We start from the raw sequence: 16,944 nt of genomic DNA on the forward strand, positions 1-16,944 counted from the left end.
TAGTTGATATGGAAACACAGAAGTTTAGTTATGACAATAGTATTGTCCGTGCGTTCCTTTATGCGACCTTAGTTTTCGGTCTCATTGGATTTACGTTCGGGCTTACGGCGGCATTAATGCTTTTCTACCCTGAATTACCTGAATTCTTTTTCGGGACAGATGACACAACCATTAAAAGTTTGGCATCGGGTAATATTGAAGGGTTAATAAACACTCATGGTGCATTTGGTTTTGGTAGAATCAGAATGTTGCACACCAATACCGTAATCTTTGCATTCGTTTGTAACATCGTTTACACGGGTATTTATTACTCATTACAAAGATTATTAAAAACAAGAATGTACAGTGACACCTTGTCTTGGTTACATTTCTGGACTTGGCAGTTTATGATCGTTGCTACGTTCGTTACGTTCTTTATGGGGATCAATACCTCTAAGGAATATGCTGAACACGAGTGGCCGATCGACATATTGATCGCATTCTCATGGATCATTTTTGGTATCAATATGTTCCTGACTATTTCGAAGAGAAGAGTAAGACACCTTTATGTAGCCATCTGGTTCTACATCGGTACATGGATTGCAGTAGCAATGCTTCACATCTTCAACAACCTTGAAGTACCTTTATCTTTCACAGGCTGGAAATCTTATTCAGCATATGCAGGGGTAAAAGATGCTATTGTACAGTGGTGGTATGGTCACAATGCGGTTGCATTCGTATTGACGACACCGGTTCTAGGTTTGATGTATTACTTCCTTCCGAAGGCTGCAGACAGACCGGTATTCTCTTATAAACTGTCTATTATTCACTTCTGGTCATTAATTTTCGTATATATCTGGGCTGGTCCTCACCACCTTCAGTATACAGCTCTTCCAGCTTGGGCTCAGGCGGTAGGAACAGGGTTCTCTATCATGCTTATTGCACCATCTTGGGGAGGAATGTTAAATGGTCTTCTTACGTTAAGAGGAGCTTGGGATAAAGTAAGAGAAAATCCTATCCTTAAGTTCTTCGTAGTAGCTGTTACTTGTTATGGTATGGCAACGTTTGAAGGGCCGCTTTTGGCAACTAAAAACATCAACAAAATTGGTCACTTTACGGACTGGGTTATCGGTCACGTACACTTAGGAGCTCTTGGATGGAATGGTTTCATGGCATTCGGGGTTATCTATTATTTGGTACCAATTATGTGGAGAACAAAACTTTGGTCTGTAAAATTAGCTAACTGGCATTTCTGGTTAGGTACTTTAGGAATTATCTTCTATGCAGTACCAATGTATATTTCAGGATTTACACAAGGATTAATGTGGAAGCAATTCAACCCGGATGGAACATTATTATGGAAAAACTGGTTGGATACTGTAACGGCAATTATTCCTTACTTTAAAATGAGATTCGTAGGAGGTTTATTCTATATTTCAGGATCTATCTTAATGATCGTAAACGTAATTGCTACGGTAAGAAAAGGATCATTCCAGAAAGAAGTTCCTGCTGAAGCTCCTGCATTGGCAAACATCAGCAAGAACAGAAAAGAAGGAGAAGGAACTCACCTTTGGTTAGAGAGAACTCCTGTATTACTAGGTATTTTATCTTTCATTACAATATCTATCGGTAGTTCAATTGAAATTATCCCTACACTATCTCTTAAGAAAAGTGTACCTACCATTTCTGCAGTGAAGCCTTATTCACCGCTTGAACTTGAAGGTAGAGATATTTATATCCGTGAAGGATGTAATGCTTGTCACTCTCAGATGATCAGACCGTTCAGAGATGAGATCACAAGATTCAACGGTAAGAACGGACAATACTCCAAAGCTGGAGAATTCGTATACGACAGACCATTCCTATGGGGTTCTAAGAGAACAGGACCGGATTTACATAGAGAAGGTGGTAAAAACCCAAGTTCTTGGCACTACAAGCACATGTATAACCCAAGATCTACTTCTGCTGGTTCAATCATGCCTCGTTACCCTTGGTTAATTGCTACTGACTTAGACAGAACTAAGATGGTAGACAAAATGAAGCTGATGAAAAATGTATTCGATGTACCTTATACTAAGGCTCAAATCGATTCTGCAGACAAATGGGCTAATAACCAATCAGCAAAAATTGTAAAAGATATCTTCTCTGAAGCAAATGACCTTAAGCAGGCTTATGCAAAGAGACCTCAGGGAGAACTAGAGAAAAAAGAAATTGTAGCTCTTATTTCTTATCTTCAAAGATTAGGAACTGATATCAAAACAACTGAAATCAAAACAGCAAGTAATAACTAAAACATTAAAAGGTTCATATGATTCCTCAGAACTTTAAAGATATATTATCCAATACAGAAAACGCTGGCTTTTACCAGACGTTGGCTCTGATTTTCTTTATGCTTTTCTTCGTTGCTCTGGTAATCTATGTTTTTAGCAGGCCTAAAAAATATTACAAAGAAGAGGAAGAGGCACCACTTGGGGATGATGAGGATGACAATTTTAATTTAAAAAATTAAACTATTTTTATGAAACAAAGAACACCTGTTGTCGTAAACATCTTAATAATAATAGGACTTTTAATAGTTTTTTATTATTTGTTTGTACAAAGCTACGCGTTCCTAGCTTCGCCTTACTTCTGGGGAACAGTTGTGATCGCTGGTATCCTTGCCTATATTCATAGTGCTATTGGAGACCTGATTGAGAACAACAAATTCAAAAAATTATCTCCGGAAGAGAAAGCAGCTTACTTAGCTGAAAAGAAAGTACCTTTCTTGAGAAGAATGTATGATGCAGCTTTCAAAAAGCAATCTGAAACGGAAGAAAAAGATATCCTTATTGACCACGGTTTCGATGGAATCATGGAGCTGGATAACCAGTTACCAAAATGGTGGGTAGGTTTATTCTATTTTGGGACCGCTTTTTGTATTGTATATATTGCAGCATACTCTTTCACAGACTTCGCTCACCCGTTAAGCGAATATGAAAAAGAATATAAAGAACAAATGGCAAGCATCAAAGAATTTGAAGCAAACCAGCCTCCTGTAACGATTGAAACAGCTAAATACTCAGCTGATAACATTGCAGAAGGTAAAGAATTATTCAAAACAAACTGTGCATCTTGTCACAAAGAAGATGGTAGTGGAGGTATCGGACCAAACCTTACTGATAACTACTGGATCAACCAGCCTGAGAAAACGTTATTTAAAAACGTATTCCACATGGACTGGAATGGTTCTCCTACTAACCCTGCGATGAGAGCATTCGGTAAAAACGGAGAAGTTTCAGGTGCAGAGATTGAAAAGATTGCAGCATATGTATATCACATCAATCAGGAACAACCACCAGTGACTCAAGCTCAAGGAGGAGCAGCTCCTCAAGGAACTGAAGCGCATTGGGAAAAAGAATAATTTAAAAAATTAGAAAACATATGAAAAAAACATAATTTGTTATTAGATTAAAATAGTAACGAATTATGTTTTTTCTTTTTTAAAACCTATTATATATGTCAGACATAGAAGAAATAGAAGTACGCGGCGGACAGGGACAGGTTCTGGACCCTGAGACTTACAGAGATTCTATAGGGACAATGGAGCAATCCGGAAAGAGAAGATGGGTATTTCCAAGAAAACCTAAAGGAAAATACACCAACTATAGAAACATTGTAAGCTATCTCTTATTAATCATTTATTTTGCATTACCATTTATCAAGATCAATGGTAACCCATTATTACTATTCAACGTCATAGACAGAGAATTTTTCATCTTTGGACAGCCTTTCTATCCACAGGACTTTTTTATCCTTACTTTGGGTGCTATCGCATCTTTAATCTTCATTATTGTTTTTACGATTGCGTTCGGAAGAATTTTCTGCGGGTGGATTTGCCCTCAGACAATTTTTATGGAATCGATTTTCCGTAAAATCGAATATCTGATTGAGGGTGACCGAAACAAGCAGATGAAGCTGGACAGACAGGAGTGGAACAGTGAGAAAATCTGGAAAAGAAGCTTGAAATGGACGGTTTATGTTATCATTTCATTGATTATTACTCACTTTATGTTCATGTACATCGTAGGATATGAACAGGTATTTAAAATTATTGGTGAAGGGCCATTTGCCCATCCAACTAATTTTATTGTCATGATTCTTCTTACCGCTGCATTTTATTTTGTATTTGCATGGTTCAGAGAACAGGTTTGTACACTGGTATGCCCGTACGGAAGACTTCAGGGAGTATTGATTGATAAAGATACCATCAATGTTTTCTACGATTTCAAAAGAGGAGAAAACAGATCAAAATGGAGAAAAGGGGAAGACAGAAAAGCGGCCGGCAAAGGAGACTGTATAGACTGCCATCAATGTGTAGTGGTATGTCCTACCGGAATTGATATCAGAGACGGACAGCAGTTGGAATGTATCAACTGTACTGCCTGTATTGATGCCTGTGATGAAGTCATGGAAAAAGTAGGTCTTCCAAAAGGACTGATCCGATATGCTTCTGAGAACGAAATTGAAAAAGAAACTCAGTTCAAATTTACAGGAAGAATGAAAGGTTTCAGTATATTTCTTTTCCTTCTTGTAGGTTTCTTGGGATATCTACTGTATAGCCGTGGTGAGATGGAGGCTAAATTCATCAAACCTGCAGGAAGTACATTCTTTGTAAGAGACGGTAAAATTACCAATACCTATAATTATACCTTCCTTAATAAAACGAACGAGAAAAAAATCGTCACCATCAAAGTAATAGATCCTGCCCATGGTGAGATCACTTACAGTGCATCAAGTAAAATTCAGGTAGACAGAGACAAAATTTCTAAGGGAACCATCAATATCAGCTTCCCGGAAAATGATATGAAGCTCTCTAAACAAAATATTACCATTGGTGTTTATGATATGAAAGGTAAATTGATAGACTCATACCAGACATATTTTGAGGGACCATTCAAACTGCAATTTTAATTAGAAAAAAATGAAGAACTTTAGTTGGGGACACGGTGTTGTAATTGCATTACTTGCATTCATAGTTTTTATATTATCCATGATGTTTCTTTTCCCGAACGGGCAGAAGAATTCTGAAATGGTAACAGATAACTATTACGAAGAAGAGTTGAAGTACCAGGATGTGATTGATGCCAAGAAAAAAGCTGATGATCTGCAGGAAAAACCTGTATACAGCCAGGACACCAAGGGAATTAAAATTACTTTTCCTAAAGAATATAATAACTCAAATACTACGGTAAAATTTGTTTTGAACAGAACCGACGACCAGAATTTAGACATCAAAAAATCTGTACAGCTTGATGCCAGCCAGTCTTTCACAATTCCTGCACAGGTATTGAAGGTAGGAAACTACACGTTAAGATTAAGTTGGAGCAAAGATAAAACAGACTATAGAATGGATTATGATGTGATATGGAAATAGGACTTATTGTATCGGCTATTGCTTTAGGCTTTGCTTCCGGCTTTCACTGTATCGGAATGTGTGGCCCTATTGCCTTGTCGATGGGATTAACTAAAAAGCAGGCCGCTAACTTCTATCTTCAGAACCTTACTTATCAATTCGGAAGAATTTTCACCTATTCATTATTGGGTGCGCTTCTGGGAATTATCGGACAGGGATTTGAAATGGCAGGTTTTCAGAAATATCTGACTATTACAGCTGGTGTTCTTCTGATTATTATGGCTGTATTTTCCTTTGGCGGGAAAGATTTTGCTTCAAAAATTCCTTTCCTCTCCAAATTCCTGTACAGTGTAAAAATGAACCTGGGAAAACTTCTTCAGAAAGCAGATTATCGTTCAAGATTCTCTACAGGACTTTTGAATGGTTTCTTACCCTGTGGAATGGTGTACATGGCACTTACCGCCAGTCTAGCAGGCGGAGGAATATGGCAGGGAGCTTTATACATGGCTTTATTTGGTCTGGGAACCCTTCCATTCATGTTTGCCATTGTTTTGGCCGGGAATCTCATGAATCAGGCCTTTAGGGTAAAAGTTCTAAAAGCTGTTCCGGTGATCATGATTATTTTAGGAGGATTATTCATCCTGAGAGGTCTTGAACTGGGTATTCCTTATATTTCTCCGAAAGCTGAAGCAATGACGATTATTAAAGACCCCAACGGAGCGGTGAACTGCCATTAATTAGAATGTATAATATACCATGAAGAAAACAATCGTCTTATTTTTAATAAGTCTGTTTACCCTACAATCCTGCAGCATTAATACCGAAGTAATCTATCATAAGGATACAGCCACCTCTATGATTACTGATGTAGATACCAGAGAATTTATGGCAGAGATGCAGGCTATGACTCCTGATTCCCTGAAACAGGAGAAATTTAATGAGCTTGATCGATTCCCAACAGTCTGGACCAGCATGCACGATATTCTAAAGAAAGAAGGAAAACTGAAAACGGAAAATCAGGATACGCTCAGAATGCTGAAAAAAGTTTTTTTGAAATCCACAAAAGATGGCAACAATCCTATTCCCGCTGGATTTTCCTTTAAAATGGATCATTTTACTCCCCATGATTATGAGATCATTAAAAATTTCAATAAAGACGAAAAATTACCCTTTGATCAAAATTTACTCAATACCTGGGATGGTAAAACACTAACCATTAACACCGATTTTTTCAATCTTAATAATATTGAGGAAGTACTTCGCTCTCAAGGTTCTAAAGAGGAAACGGAAAAAATGGAAGGAATGATGATGATGTTTTTCAAAAATATCGGAACAACTTTAAAATTTGAAAGTAAAATAAAATCAATCACCGGTAAACATGACTGGCTGAAACAGGTTGACGATTATTCTGTAAGGATAGAATATGATCTGAAAGCCCTGAATAACAAAGATTCAAAATTCAAAAACGCAGATAGAAAGATCATTATCATTACTGAATAAAAAATAATAAAAAAACAAAAGCCCGGATCAGTGATCAGGGCCTTTATTTTTTATTAAATAATGTGTTTAATTAGTAATTAACGTTGCTATAATAGAAGATTGTGAAGAATACACATTCCAGGTAAATGTACCTGCATAAGCACCGGTTGTACCATTATATTTATAAACATCTTTTGCAACCACATCGAAAGCATAAGCAGTTCCTTTGGTAACATTTATTTTACCAATAATACCTGTCGTTTCAGGGTTCATTCCCGCCACTGGAGGATTACCGCTACCTATTGGTGTTGACATTCCATAAAATGTTTCAATACCATTAACCTTTATGGCGATCTGCGTATTGGTGAAAACAAGGCTTCCAGATCCGGAGCTTTCCCCCAATGCTGTATAAATATTAGCCTGGATAAGTAGAACACCATTAGCCGGAGCTGTATAGGTATAGTTGAGTCCCGGGACTGAATTAAATACTGTAGAGCCATTCACCGTCTTTCCAGTACTAAAAATATTGAAGGCTAAAGAACTTTGACCACTTAGTGCCTGCAAAGAATTCCAGGTGGGTGCTATTCCAGCGCCCTGAGACGTTAAAACCTGTCCCGGTGATCCTGCAGAACCTGCCGTTCTGGCATCTCCTCCTACATTGAATTCGTTCGTAATCTGTAATGAACCATTAACATGCAAAGATTTTTGAGGCGTATCCGTTTTGATCCCAACCTGTCCAAACATTGTTAATGACAGCAGAAATCCTCCGAAAATAAAATTTTTCTTCATTTGAATGTGTTTATTTTTAATATTAATAAAGTATTGGTAACTAATTACTTACATAAAAAAATTAGTCATCCTATCAATGACTCAACAAAACTAAATAAATGAATAAAAAAAACATAATTTAACTCTCACAAAGTTGAATAATTTATAAAACTCAAATTATAATCGATTAACGAAATAATAAAATAAACATTATATCTAAAAATGTAGAATAAAAAACTAGAAAGGAAAACCTGTACACGAATTAATGGCTAACTTATACTACACCAGTATCTCCGAAGATTTTAAATAAAAAAACCACCGAAATGGTGGTCTTTTTTATCTTAAAACATTATTGATTAATTAATTACATCAAATCTTGCATATTCTGCAACCTTCTTAGGAAGTTTGATGCCCTCTGCTGTCTGATTGTTTTCAAGCAACGCAGCCATAATTCTTGGTAATGCCATGGCTGATCCGTTCAAAGTATGAACCAGCTGAGATTTACCATCTCCTTTATAACGGCATTTCAATCTGTTCGCCTGGAATGTTTCAAAGTTAGATACAGAACTTACTTCTAACCACATTTCCTGGGCAGCACTCCATACTTCGAAGTCATAGGTCATTGCAGATGCAAAACCTGTATCACCACCGCAAAGTCTTAACACTCTGAACGGAAGTTCAAGATCTGTAAGGATTTCTTTGATATGCTCTACCATTTCTTCCAAAACAGCATAAGAATTTTCAGGTTTTTCAATTCTAACAATCTCTACTTTTTCAAACTGGTGAAGACGGTTTAGCCCTCTTACGTGAGCTCCGTAGCTTCCTGCTTCTCTTCTGTAACACTGAGAGAATGCTGTATTTTTGATCGGAAGATCTTTTTCATCAAGCAAAACGTCACGGTAAAGATTTGTTACAGGAACTTCTGCTGTAGGAATAAGGTATAATTTATCTTCGTTGATATAATACATCTGCCCTTCTTTATCCGGCAACTGACCGGTACCAAACCCAGATGCTTCATTCACAACATGAGGAGGATTTACTTCTGTATATCCTTTTTCAACGTTTTTATCTAAGAAATACTGCACCAAAGCTCTCTGTAGTCTTGCTCCTTTTCCTAAATAAACAGGAAAACCAGCTCCGGCAATTTTTACTCCTAATTCAAAATCGATAAGGTTATATTTTTTTGCCAGTTCCCAGTGAGGAATTGCTCCTTCCCCAAGACCTTCTACAGGATGAGACTGGAAAATAATTTCGTTATCATCAGCAGAAGCACCACTCTTCACCAATTCATTGGGAATGTTGGGAAGCTGGTACAGAATATTCAGTAAGTCATTTTCTTTACCTTCTAACTGGGATTTCAATTCTGAGCTCGACTCTTTGTATTGTGCTGTTTTAGACTTTGCCGATTCCGCTTCTTCTTTTTTCCCTTCTTTCATCAAAAGTCCGATTTCTTTCGAGATTTTGTTGATTTCGGAAAGCTGGGAATCTAGTTCAAACTGGATTCTTTTTCTTTCTTCGTCGGCAGCGATAGCCTCGTCTACCAACTCAAGATTTTTGAATTGTCTTTTCTTAAGACCTTCTAAAACGCGTTCTTTATTGTCGCGCAAAAAATTGACTTGTAACATTTTATTTAGATGTTAAATATTAGATGTTTAGCTTATAATCAGCTAACAGTTGTACAAATTTAAAAATTATTTTGTGATCGTAACGGTATTTATCGAAGTTGGTGCATCAGCATTTTTTGAAAACACTTCATTTCCGTCATATAATACCTTTGAAACCTGAAATGCGGTGGGCGTATTACGATACTGAACCTCCAGTAATCCTATAACATTATCAGCTACATTCGTACTTTTAGTAAACGTAATCTGCATTCTGGAGAAATAAGAAGTTCCTGTTCCCGGATTGTCTGGGCTGATAGAATCCATACGTCTTCTTTTTGCGCCTGCAAGATATTCCATATAAAACAGAGAATCAGTTGTCATTCTCAATGAAATGCTCACCGGAGAATTATCTTTAGCTCCGAAAACATCATTCACAGAATATCCTGTAAAAGATCCTGTTTTCTTACTGTTCAGAAGATCCTGACCAGCGCTGTTTTTCATGTAGATATTAAGTACCTGATCTATTCTCTGTAAAGAATCATCATCACTTTTGCAACTGATCAGTGCAAAAACCGCAACAAGTATACTCCAAAAATATTTCATCATAAATACAAAGGTAAAATATTAATCTTTAGGCAGCTTCTTTATTTTTCAAAATATTTCTGATACCATAGCTCAAAAGTAACCAGCTGCCATATTTTCACCCAGTCGTATTCATGTTCCTGATGATTCCACCACTCATCAATCACTGCAGCATTGAAGAAGTTTCTCTTCTTTAAACTTTCAAGATTTTCAACAATAAAATCTCTTACTCTTTTTTCGTTTTTAATGAAATAATTAACAGGAAATGAAAACCCTTTTTTAGGCATATTCAAAACTGATTCGGGAAGATATTTTTCCGCGGTTTTACGTAATAAGGGTTTATTCTGAATGCCATTAAACCTAATATTCTGGGGCAGAGCTGATACATAATTAATAAGATTGTTACTCAGATAGGGATAACGAAATTCGACGCTGTATTTCATGGCACTCAGGTCATCACGAAAAACGTGGTGAGAAGACAGTGAATATTTCATATCATATTCAAAATATCCGGAATAGTTTTTTGTTTCCGAAAGATGATACTCTGAAAGTTCTGAATTAATTTTATTATAAATATCTGGCTGTATAAGGCTTTTAGCTTCCAAAGGCATCATACTGATCTGGCTTTGTCTGAAAAAGTCAAACATATCATCCTGAGAGAAATAGTTTTTCACCCGTTGCGAAAATTTGTCTTTTGTGAGGATCAATGGACTCAGAAAATTAAAATTCCTCATCAGAAGCCATCTGTTGAGCTTCAGTGTATGGGAATAGCCTGCAAAAAGCTCATCGGCTCCGTTTCCGCTTAACACCACTTTAAAATCTTTATCATGTGCATATTTTGCTGCATTGAGTAAGACTTCAAAACTGCTGTAAGGTTCTTCAAAATGCTGAATATTTTCTTTAAGCTGTTCCAGCGCTTCTTCATCACTTACTTCCTTCACTTCATGGGAAACCCCAAAATGCTGAGCTGCCAGAGACGCATTTTTCACTTCTTCCTCAGAAAACGGATAAGAGATGGTGTATGTATTAATATTGGCATTAAAAGATTTTGATTTTGAAGCAATTAAGGTAGAATCTATTCCACCGCTCATCATAACTGCTACAGGAACATCGGCATATAATTGTTCTGAAATACTTTCGGAAAGAAGTTCGTCTATTTTTTTTACCGCTTCTTCCTGAGAAATATTCTCCGCAGACGGTGAAGGTAATTTCCAGAATTTTTCTTTGATAATTTTTTGATTCTTTAAGTCAACGCTCATAAAGGAAGCTGGTTCCAGAGAGAAAATACGCTGAAAGCAGGTTTGTGGAGCCAGTGTGGTCTGAAAAAGAAAATTGGTATACACTCCATCCCAGTTGATTTCTGGTTTTACCCATTCATTTTTCAGTAATGCTTTTATTTCTGAAGCCCAAACCAGCCCTTGTTCACTCTCATGATAAAATAAAGGTTTCATCCCTACTCTATCCCTTGCCAGTATAAGCTTTTGGGAGATAAGATCCACGATACAAATCGCAAACATCCCATCCAGCTTTGCAAAGGTTGAATTTCCCCACTCTTTATAAGCCTTGAGAATAACTTCTGTATCAGAAGTGCTGTGGAAAGTATGTCCTGAAATTTCAAGTTCTTTTCTTAATTTTTTAAAATTATAAATCTCTCCATTAAATGTAATAACAATCTGCCCATCTTCTGAAAGCATGGGCTGATGGCCTTTTTCAGAAAGATCAATAATGGATAGCCTGCGAAAACCTAAGGCAATATTGGAATTTATTTCCTGTAAAACCGGAAACTGTTCTTGAATTTTTTGAGTAGAATCATTTCCTGAAAAACAAAGTCCATGGCTATGATCATATAACCAGAAACCTTCATCATCCGGTCCGCGATGTCTGATTGCCTGATTCATTTCCAGAATATTTTTTGAGGAAATACTTTTATGAAATGAATAATAACCACTGATTCCGCACATAGTAAAGACTTAATAGTTTTGTAAAAATAGGGAAATGACTTTATTTTCCGTTCGTGTAATGAGTAATTATTTCTTCAAAAATTTTTGTTTTAAAAGCTGTATTTCTTCTTTGGAAACCATATAATCTTTCCAACTCAATGAGGTGGAACTATAAAATTTTCGGAACAACAGAAAAGCTGAAACCAAATAAGATGAAGTAGTAGCAATACATGCTCCTAAAATTCCCCATCTGGGTATTGCAATGAAAGAAAAGACCACTGTAACGACCAATCCGAGAATTGATTTAACATTGAGAATTCTAAGTTCTCTCATTCCTGAAAAGTAATGCCCAACCATATCACTTACGGCTATGGCAAAAATTCCCGGTGATAAGAGGAGCATAATTTCTTTGGTTTCTCTGAATTCTTTCCCAAAAATCATCTCATAAACCTGGGAAGGGATAATAATGATTCCCAGTACAAAGCCTATCATTAAAATAAATGTCAGCTTTAAAGACTCTTTAGTTTTCCCTACGGATTCTTCCTTACTTTTACTATTAACGACATCAGAGTATAAAACGACAGCGATACTACGGGTAATCGTCCATATGGCTTCTGAAAAAGTGACCCCAATGGAAAAAATCCCTACGCTGGCGATGCCTTCAAAGTATTCCAGGAAATAAAATGAAAGCCTGTAATTAAGAAACTGAACGAAAGCACTCAGCTGGGTTTTCCAGCCATATTCAAACATATTTCTGGCAACCTCTTTACAGAATGATATTTCGGAAATATTACATTTTCTGATGATCTGAAAAAAGCTGGTCAGGAAAAGAAGAGCAAGACACCCAATCTGTGCAAGAAAGTAAACTGAAACGTCTTTTTTCCCAATCAAGTATACGAGTATTCCGATAAAGATAATATGTACAAGCTGCTGTAAAACGGTATACACATTAAACTTTCTAATATCCTGTTTTCCAATAAACAAACTGACATTAGTAGACAAAAGGGAAGAAAAAACAGAGATTCCGATAAGATAAAAAAGATATTCACTCTGAATAGAAGCCAGACTGAATAAAAACGGGATCAGAAGTCCTGTGAGAAGAGACCACAGATAAGCATACAATAAGACTTTTTCTATTTTAAATCTTGAAGCAAAATAAGAAGCACTGCTCCCCGAAAAAATACTGCTGAAAAAGCTCACAGCAGCAGCATTGGCAACCACAATAGAAATGGTTCCCTTTCCTTCACTACCCCACATATTCGTAGAATAGATCACCAATCCGAAACTCAGGATCAGAATAAGAAAACGGGAGACAAATGTTTTAATGATAGTAAGCTGCATGGTGATTATTTATCAATAGATCTTTTCACAAAATCAACGAAGGAACCTTTTATTCTATCCCAATTATATTGTTCTTTAAATTCTTTCCTGGCATTGAGAGCATGTGCATGATATGACTCAGGATTCCTGATATAATTGATGATAATCTCCGAAATAGCTTCGGCATGATGAGGATCTACAAGACGGCCAAACGAAAGTGAGCCCAGATGCTTCCGGATTCCTTTTAAATCTGAATAAATCACCGGTTTTCCTGCTCCCATAAAATAAAACAGTTTTATGGGCAGAGAATGATTGTTTTCAAAATTAATTTCCCGAAGATCAAAGCATATATCTGCTTCTGCCAATGATTCTGTAAACCTTTCAAAAGCTGTTGGCTTTCGGATCTCTATATGATCAAAAGAATATTGCTTCAGTAATGCTGAAAAATAAAGTTCATCCTCTCTATCTACCGTTGATCCGATAATCAGAATCCTGATATGAAGCGTGGGCATTTTCTGACGAAGCTTATCTATTGTACTGAAAAAATTTTCAATACCCTTATCTTTAGAAATCTGACCGGTATAGCAGAGCGTAATCGTATCTGTATCCAGCTGTTTTATGCTTTCCTTGATATAAATAGAATCCGGATAATAGGGAAGAATCATTTGTTTTTTGAATCCAAAAAAATAAGCCAGCGGAAACTTTTTGGTTGTTTCTCCAAAAATGAAATGAGTGCTTAAAAAACCAGCATACAACTGGATAAGAGAAAATTTTACGGTTTGAAAAATTTTAGCCGGAAACCGGTACTTTTGAAGCATAGACAGGGAAGGATACCATTCTGTAACATCATAGATACAGCTTATCTTGTTTTCTTTTACAAAGTTCCTTACTGCTACAATAGCCAGAGGTTCAGAGCAGATGATACATTGGGGTTGAAAATCATTACAGACTTTCCGGAAAGTCTCCATTTTATGGTCTATACTTTCCTCCAGGACTGCATAAGATTCTATTTCTATTTCATCTATAAAACCTTTATACTCTGCCTGTAAACTGCATATTTTTACTTCATACCCATTATCTCTAAGAGCTTTGGCCTGATGATAAAAAATCCGGTCATCATTATAGCTATGGGAAGTCGTTAAAAAAAGTACTTTAGGCATTAGTCTCTACTCGAATCTATACAAATATACATTAAAACAAAAAAGTGGAAATATATTTTCCACTTTATGATTATTCTACTGTATCAGGATAACAGCGATTATTTTATAGAAGCCGCCCAGCTCTTATCCAAAGGAAGCAGGAAGTGACTCAAAAAGTCCAGATAGGTATTTTTTGAGAAGTCAAAAACCTGTATATCTTCTGAAAATTCTCCAGCTCTCAGCTTCGTTTTGAAATCTATTAATTTTAAAGTTTTCACTTCCCCATTTTCAACAAAACTTGCTTTCATTCTGTCAAAAAGCCCTAGTTGATACTCTTCATCAATTTCTCTCATGATCTTCCCTAAAGCATCAATACTGCATCCTGAAGCCATTTCTTTTTCTTCATCTACGCATACTATGATAAACTGATTCTTTTCAATTTTAAATGAAGAAGAAAGCGGTTTTCCATGAGCAGCCCATGTGGCAAGGAAATCAAAAAGTTTTTCAGTGATAGCTTTTGCTTCTTTGGTTTCAAAAGGTCTTGAAGCCGGGTATATAATAACTCTGTAGTCGTTGGTTTCTACAATATTAGATTCTTCGATTTTCATAATGTAAATATTTATTTTTCAGGAACCTGAACACGTATCATCAATTCCGGTTATTGAACAGAATATGAATTGAACAGTGATGGTAAAATCCCTATCTTCTAAAAGACAAAATTACGCAATTTTCTCCAGTTTAAGATCATTGTATTTTTTGCTCAGCACATAAAGCATCATCATGAAAAGCGGAAAAATAAACGGAAAGAAAAATCTTAACGCTGCTGACTGCGGAAAGAAAAAGAATTTGATATACACATTGATCAGAAAAAGAACTGAGATCATTCTTACCCAAACATCTTTGGAGCGCCAAAATATAACTCCAATCATAATGGCTACGGATAGCGTTACTTTTTTAAAGTAGATAATTTTAATGTAAATAATACTCAGATAGTCTTTTAAACTAACATCAATAGGATGTGTTGAGATAATAGGTCTTCTATCAATAAAGGTATCATAGAAGAGATCTTTCCATCCAGGATAATGATAAAACTTAATAATGATCAGGTACATGATCAGAAGAACTGTTCCCTGTGCGATAAAGGAAACATCAATTTTCTTTTCCCGAAAATACTGGAAAAAGAAAACAGCGATAATATAGGTGAGAGTGAATGTAATATAATCCGGCCGTATAAAAGTAATCCCAAAAAGAAGCACAAACATGGCCCATTTACTCCATTTTTTGAGCAAACCAATAATAAAGATCAGCATAAACTGAAAAATAAACATATCAGGTGTAGAAACTCTGGACATGTAGGTCATGGGTGGTAATAGCATGGAAGCAACCGTTAATACTACCGCAAGCCAATATTTCTTCGGAAACAGCAGTTTTAGAATATAAAATAATAATACCCCTGAAAAAAAGTACGAAATAAGACTGGTAAACAGGACTGCCATTGGAGATGAAAGCCCAAGCTTATAAAACAGAGTGATAACAAGAATATACCCTACTTTAATCTGAAAATAGGGTAATTGTTCTGTAAAAGATTGTGTATTTTTTACGAAATACTGCCTTGGAATATCCCATTGCTTTATTCCGATGATGTCTGTATAATGTTCTGCAGGAGCCTCTTTTTTTATTTCCTGATAGGTAATGATTCGAACTTTATCTGGTGAATCCGGGAACTCAGATGTATACATACTTCCCATGTAGCCCGGCATATCCCAATCATATACTCTGTTTTGATAATTCCAGAATGTAAGAAGAGCAAGTATTGAAATGATCAATAAAAAGGAGAGTCTCCATTTCACCTTCATAACCTTTTATAAGATTATAAGTCTTCTGCTTCAGCAAGAAGTTCAACAATATCTTTTACGGCTACTTCAGTATTTTTGTTAAAATGTTTTACCCCATCTGTCATCATGGTATTACAGAAAGGACATCCTGTAGCAATTACCTTAGGTTCAAAAGATAAAGCTTCTTCTGTTCTTTCAATATTGATGTCTTTATTTCCTTTTTCAGGCTCTTTAAACATCTGTGCACCTCCTGCTCCACAACAAAGTCCGTTGGTTTTACAACGTTTCATTTCTACAAGTTCTGCATCCAATTTCTCAAGAAGCATTCTTGGCGCTTCATATTCGTCATTGGCACGTCCCAAGTAACATGGATCATGGAAAGTAATTTTTTTCCCTTTGAATGCACCTCCTTCAATTTTCAGCCTTCCTTCTTCCATTAATGTTTTAAGGAACTGAGTATGGTGTACCACGTCAAAGTGTCCACCTAAGCTTGGATATTCATTTTTCAAAGTATTGAAACAGTGTGGACAAGCCGTTACAATTTTCTTTACTTCGTAAGCATTCAATACTTCGATATTGGTAAGAGCCATCATCTGGAAAACAAATTCATTTCCGGCTCTTTTTGCAGGATCTCCGGTACAGCTTTCTTCCTGTCCCAGAACTGCAAATTCAACACCTATTTTATTTAATATCTTGCAAAATGCTTTTGTAATTTTTTTAGCACGGTCATCAAAACTTCCCGCACATCCCACCCAAAATAAAACTTCCGGGGCTTTTCCTTCGGCAGCATATTCTGCCATTGTTTTTATATTGAAATCCATTTCTTTTTCAGTTTGAAAATGTGAGAATTTGGAGATTTGAAAATGATCTAGACTGGTATCAATTTCAAATATTCAAATTGATTAA

16 protein-coding genes are annotated in these 16,944 nt (G+C 36.2%); 7 read left to right on the forward strand and 9 right to left on the reverse strand.

Annotated features, from left to right (window positions below; translation table 11 throughout):
- Positions 1-8 precede the first annotated feature (8 nt).
- The 7 genes from ccoN to ODR02_RS18290 all read left to right on the forward strand — a co-directional run bounded on the left by ccoN (position 9) and on the right by ODR02_RS18290 (position 6,871).
- On the forward strand, positions 9-2,270 hold the full coding sequence (gene ccoN, locus ODR02_RS18260) for a cytochrome-c oxidase, cbb3-type subunit I (protein WP_209786719.1): 2,262 nt from the start codon (positions 9-11) through the stop codon (positions 2,268-2,270).
- 17 nt (positions 2,271-2,287) lie between these two features.
- On the forward strand, positions 2,288-2,488 hold the full coding sequence (locus ODR02_RS18265) for a cbb3-type cytochrome oxidase subunit 3 (protein ID WP_103232097.1): 201 nt from the start codon (positions 2,288-2,290) through the stop codon (positions 2,486-2,488).
- Positions 2,489-2,497: 9 nt separating this feature from the next.
- Positions 2,498-3,379, forward strand: coding sequence for a cbb3-type cytochrome c oxidase N-terminal domain-containing protein (locus ODR02_RS18270; protein WP_209786718.1), 882 nt, complete (start codon positions 2,498-2,500; stop codon positions 3,377-3,379).
- Positions 3,380-3,474: 95 nt separating this feature from the next.
- The gene (ccoG, locus tag ODR02_RS18275; RefSeq protein WP_309512989.1) at positions 3,475-4,929 is read left to right on the forward strand and encodes a cytochrome c oxidase accessory protein CcoG; all 1,455 of its coding nucleotides are present in this window, start codon (positions 3,475-3,477) and stop codon (positions 4,927-4,929) included.
- Positions 4,930-4,939: 10 nt separating this feature from the next.
- Positions 4,940-5,392 (forward strand): FixH family protein, encoded by a 453-nt coding sequence (locus ODR02_RS18280; RefSeq protein ID WP_309512990.1) that lies wholly within the window; start codon positions 4,940-4,942, stop codon positions 5,390-5,392.
- The gene (locus ODR02_RS18285) at positions 5,383-6,108 is read left to right on the forward strand and encodes a sulfite exporter TauE/SafE family protein (RefSeq protein ID WP_309512991.1); all 726 of its coding nucleotides are present in this window, start codon (positions 5,383-5,385) and stop codon (positions 6,106-6,108) included. The genes ODR02_RS18280 and ODR02_RS18285 overlap by 10 nt, the downstream gene beginning before the upstream one ends.
- Before the next feature lie 19 nt (positions 6,109-6,127).
- Positions 6,128-6,871 carry a hypothetical protein gene (locus ODR02_RS18290; RefSeq protein WP_309512992.1) on the forward strand — a complete coding sequence of 248 codons (744 nt, stop codon included), beginning with the start codon at positions 6,128-6,130 and terminating at the stop codon, positions 6,869-6,871.
- Between the two features lie 66 nt (positions 6,872-6,937).
- Here the strand turns inward: ODR02_RS18290 and ODR02_RS18295 are convergent, their stop codons facing one another.
- From ODR02_RS18295 to ODR02_RS18335, 9 genes are all read right to left on the reverse strand, one after another.
- Positions 6,938-7,639, reverse strand: coding sequence for a hypothetical protein (locus ODR02_RS18295; protein WP_309512993.1), 702 nt, complete (start codon positions 7,637-7,639; stop codon positions 6,938-6,940).
- A 335-nt stretch (positions 7,640-7,974) separates the two neighbouring features.
- On the reverse strand, positions 7,975-9,243 hold the full coding sequence (gene serS / locus ODR02_RS18300; RefSeq protein WP_209786712.1) for a serine--tRNA ligase: 1,269 nt from the start codon (positions 9,241-9,243) through the stop codon (positions 7,975-7,977).
- A gap of 66 nt (positions 9,244-9,309) precedes the next feature.
- Positions 9,310-9,828, reverse strand: coding sequence for a hypothetical protein (locus ODR02_RS18305; protein WP_209786711.1), 519 nt, complete (start codon positions 9,826-9,828; stop codon positions 9,310-9,312).
- Positions 9,829-9,866: 38 nt separating this feature from the next.
- On the reverse strand, positions 9,867-11,765 hold the full coding sequence (gene asnB / locus ODR02_RS18310; protein WP_309512994.1) for an asparagine synthase (glutamine-hydrolyzing): 1,899 nt from the start codon (positions 11,763-11,765) through the stop codon (positions 9,867-9,869).
- A gap of 66 nt (positions 11,766-11,831) precedes the next feature.
- Positions 11,832-13,085: a polysaccharide biosynthesis C-terminal domain-containing protein gene (locus ODR02_RS18315; RefSeq protein ID WP_309512995.1), complete on the reverse strand. Its 1,254-nt coding sequence runs from the start codon at positions 13,083-13,085 to the stop codon at positions 11,832-11,834.
- Between the two features lie 5 nt (positions 13,086-13,090).
- Complete coding sequence (locus tag ODR02_RS18320) at positions 13,091-14,224, reverse strand: glycosyltransferase (protein WP_309512996.1); 1,134 nt, start codon at positions 14,222-14,224, stop codon at positions 13,091-13,093.
- A gap of 98 nt (positions 14,225-14,322) precedes the next feature.
- The gene (locus ODR02_RS18325) at positions 14,323-14,811 is read right to left on the reverse strand and encodes a hypothetical protein (protein ID WP_209786707.1); all 489 of its coding nucleotides are present in this window, start codon (positions 14,809-14,811) and stop codon (positions 14,323-14,325) included.
- 111 nt (positions 14,812-14,922) lie between these two features.
- Positions 14,923-16,053: a hypothetical protein gene (locus ODR02_RS18330; RefSeq protein WP_309512997.1), complete on the reverse strand. Its 1,131-nt coding sequence runs from the start codon at positions 16,051-16,053 to the stop codon at positions 14,923-14,925.
- 20 nt (positions 16,054-16,073) lie between these two features.
- Positions 16,074-16,859, reverse strand: a complete 786-nt coding sequence (locus tag ODR02_RS18335; protein WP_047377320.1) for a (Fe-S)-binding protein — start codon at positions 16,857-16,859, stop codon at positions 16,074-16,076.
- Positions 16,860-16,944 lie beyond the last annotated feature (85 nt).

Origin of the sequence: Chryseobacterium sp. CFS2 (genome assembly GCF_036543225.1) — a bacterium.
GTDB classification, from domain to species: Bacteria; Bacteroidota; Bacteroidia; order Flavobacteriales; family Weeksellaceae; genus Chryseobacterium; species Chryseobacterium culicis_A.

Bases quoted from the DNA above. Each gene is read 5' to 3' on its own strand.
- ODR02_RS18285 (WP_309512991.1), top strand. From the start codon at position 5,383: ATGGAAATAGGACTTATTGTATCGGCTATTGCTTTAGGCTTTGCTTCC.
- ODR02_RS18270 (WP_209786718.1), top strand. From the start codon at position 2,498: ATGAAACAAAGAACACCTGTTGTCGTAAACATCTTAATAATAATAGGA.
- ccoN (WP_209786719.1), top strand. From the start codon at position 9: ATGGAAACACAGAAGTTTAGTTATGACAATAGTATTGTCCGTGCGTTC.
- ODR02_RS18295 (WP_309512993.1), bottom strand. From the start codon at position 7,639: ATGAAGAAAAATTTTATTTTCGGAGGATTTCTGCTGTCATTAACAATG.
- ODR02_RS18325 (WP_209786707.1), bottom strand. From the start codon at position 14,811: ATGAAAATCGAAGAATCTAATATTGTAGAAACCAACGACTACAGAGTT.
- ODR02_RS18335 (WP_047377320.1), bottom strand. From the start codon at position 16,859: ATGGATTTCAATATAAAAACAATGGCAGAATATGCTGCCGAAGGAAAA.
- ODR02_RS18315 (WP_309512995.1), bottom strand. From the start codon at position 13,085: ATGCAGCTTACTATCATTAAAACATTTGTCTCCCGTTTTCTTATTCTG.
- ODR02_RS18280 (WP_309512990.1), top strand. From the start codon at position 4,940: ATGAAGAACTTTAGTTGGGGACACGGTGTTGTAATTGCATTACTTGCA.
- asnB (WP_309512994.1), bottom strand. From the start codon at position 11,765: ATGTGCGGAATCAGTGGTTATTATTCATTTCATAAAAGTATTTCCTCA.
- ODR02_RS18305 (WP_209786711.1), bottom strand. From the start codon at position 9,828: ATGATGAAATATTTTTGGAGTATACTTGTTGCGGTTTTTGCACTGATC.
- ODR02_RS18290 (WP_309512992.1), top strand. From the start codon at position 6,128: ATGAAGAAAACAATCGTCTTATTTTTAATAAGTCTGTTTACCCTACAA.
- serS (WP_209786712.1), bottom strand. From the start codon at position 9,243: ATGTTACAAGTCAATTTTTTGCGCGACAATAAAGAACGCGTTTTAGAA.
- ccoG (WP_309512989.1), top strand. From the start codon at position 3,475: ATGTCAGACATAGAAGAAATAGAAGTACGCGGCGGACAGGGACAGGTT.
- ODR02_RS18320 (WP_309512996.1), bottom strand. From the start codon at position 14,224: ATGCCTAAAGTACTTTTTTTAACGACTTCCCATAGCTATAATGATGAC.
- ODR02_RS18265 (WP_103232097.1), top strand. From the start codon at position 2,288: ATGATTCCTCAGAACTTTAAAGATATATTATCCAATACAGAAAACGCT.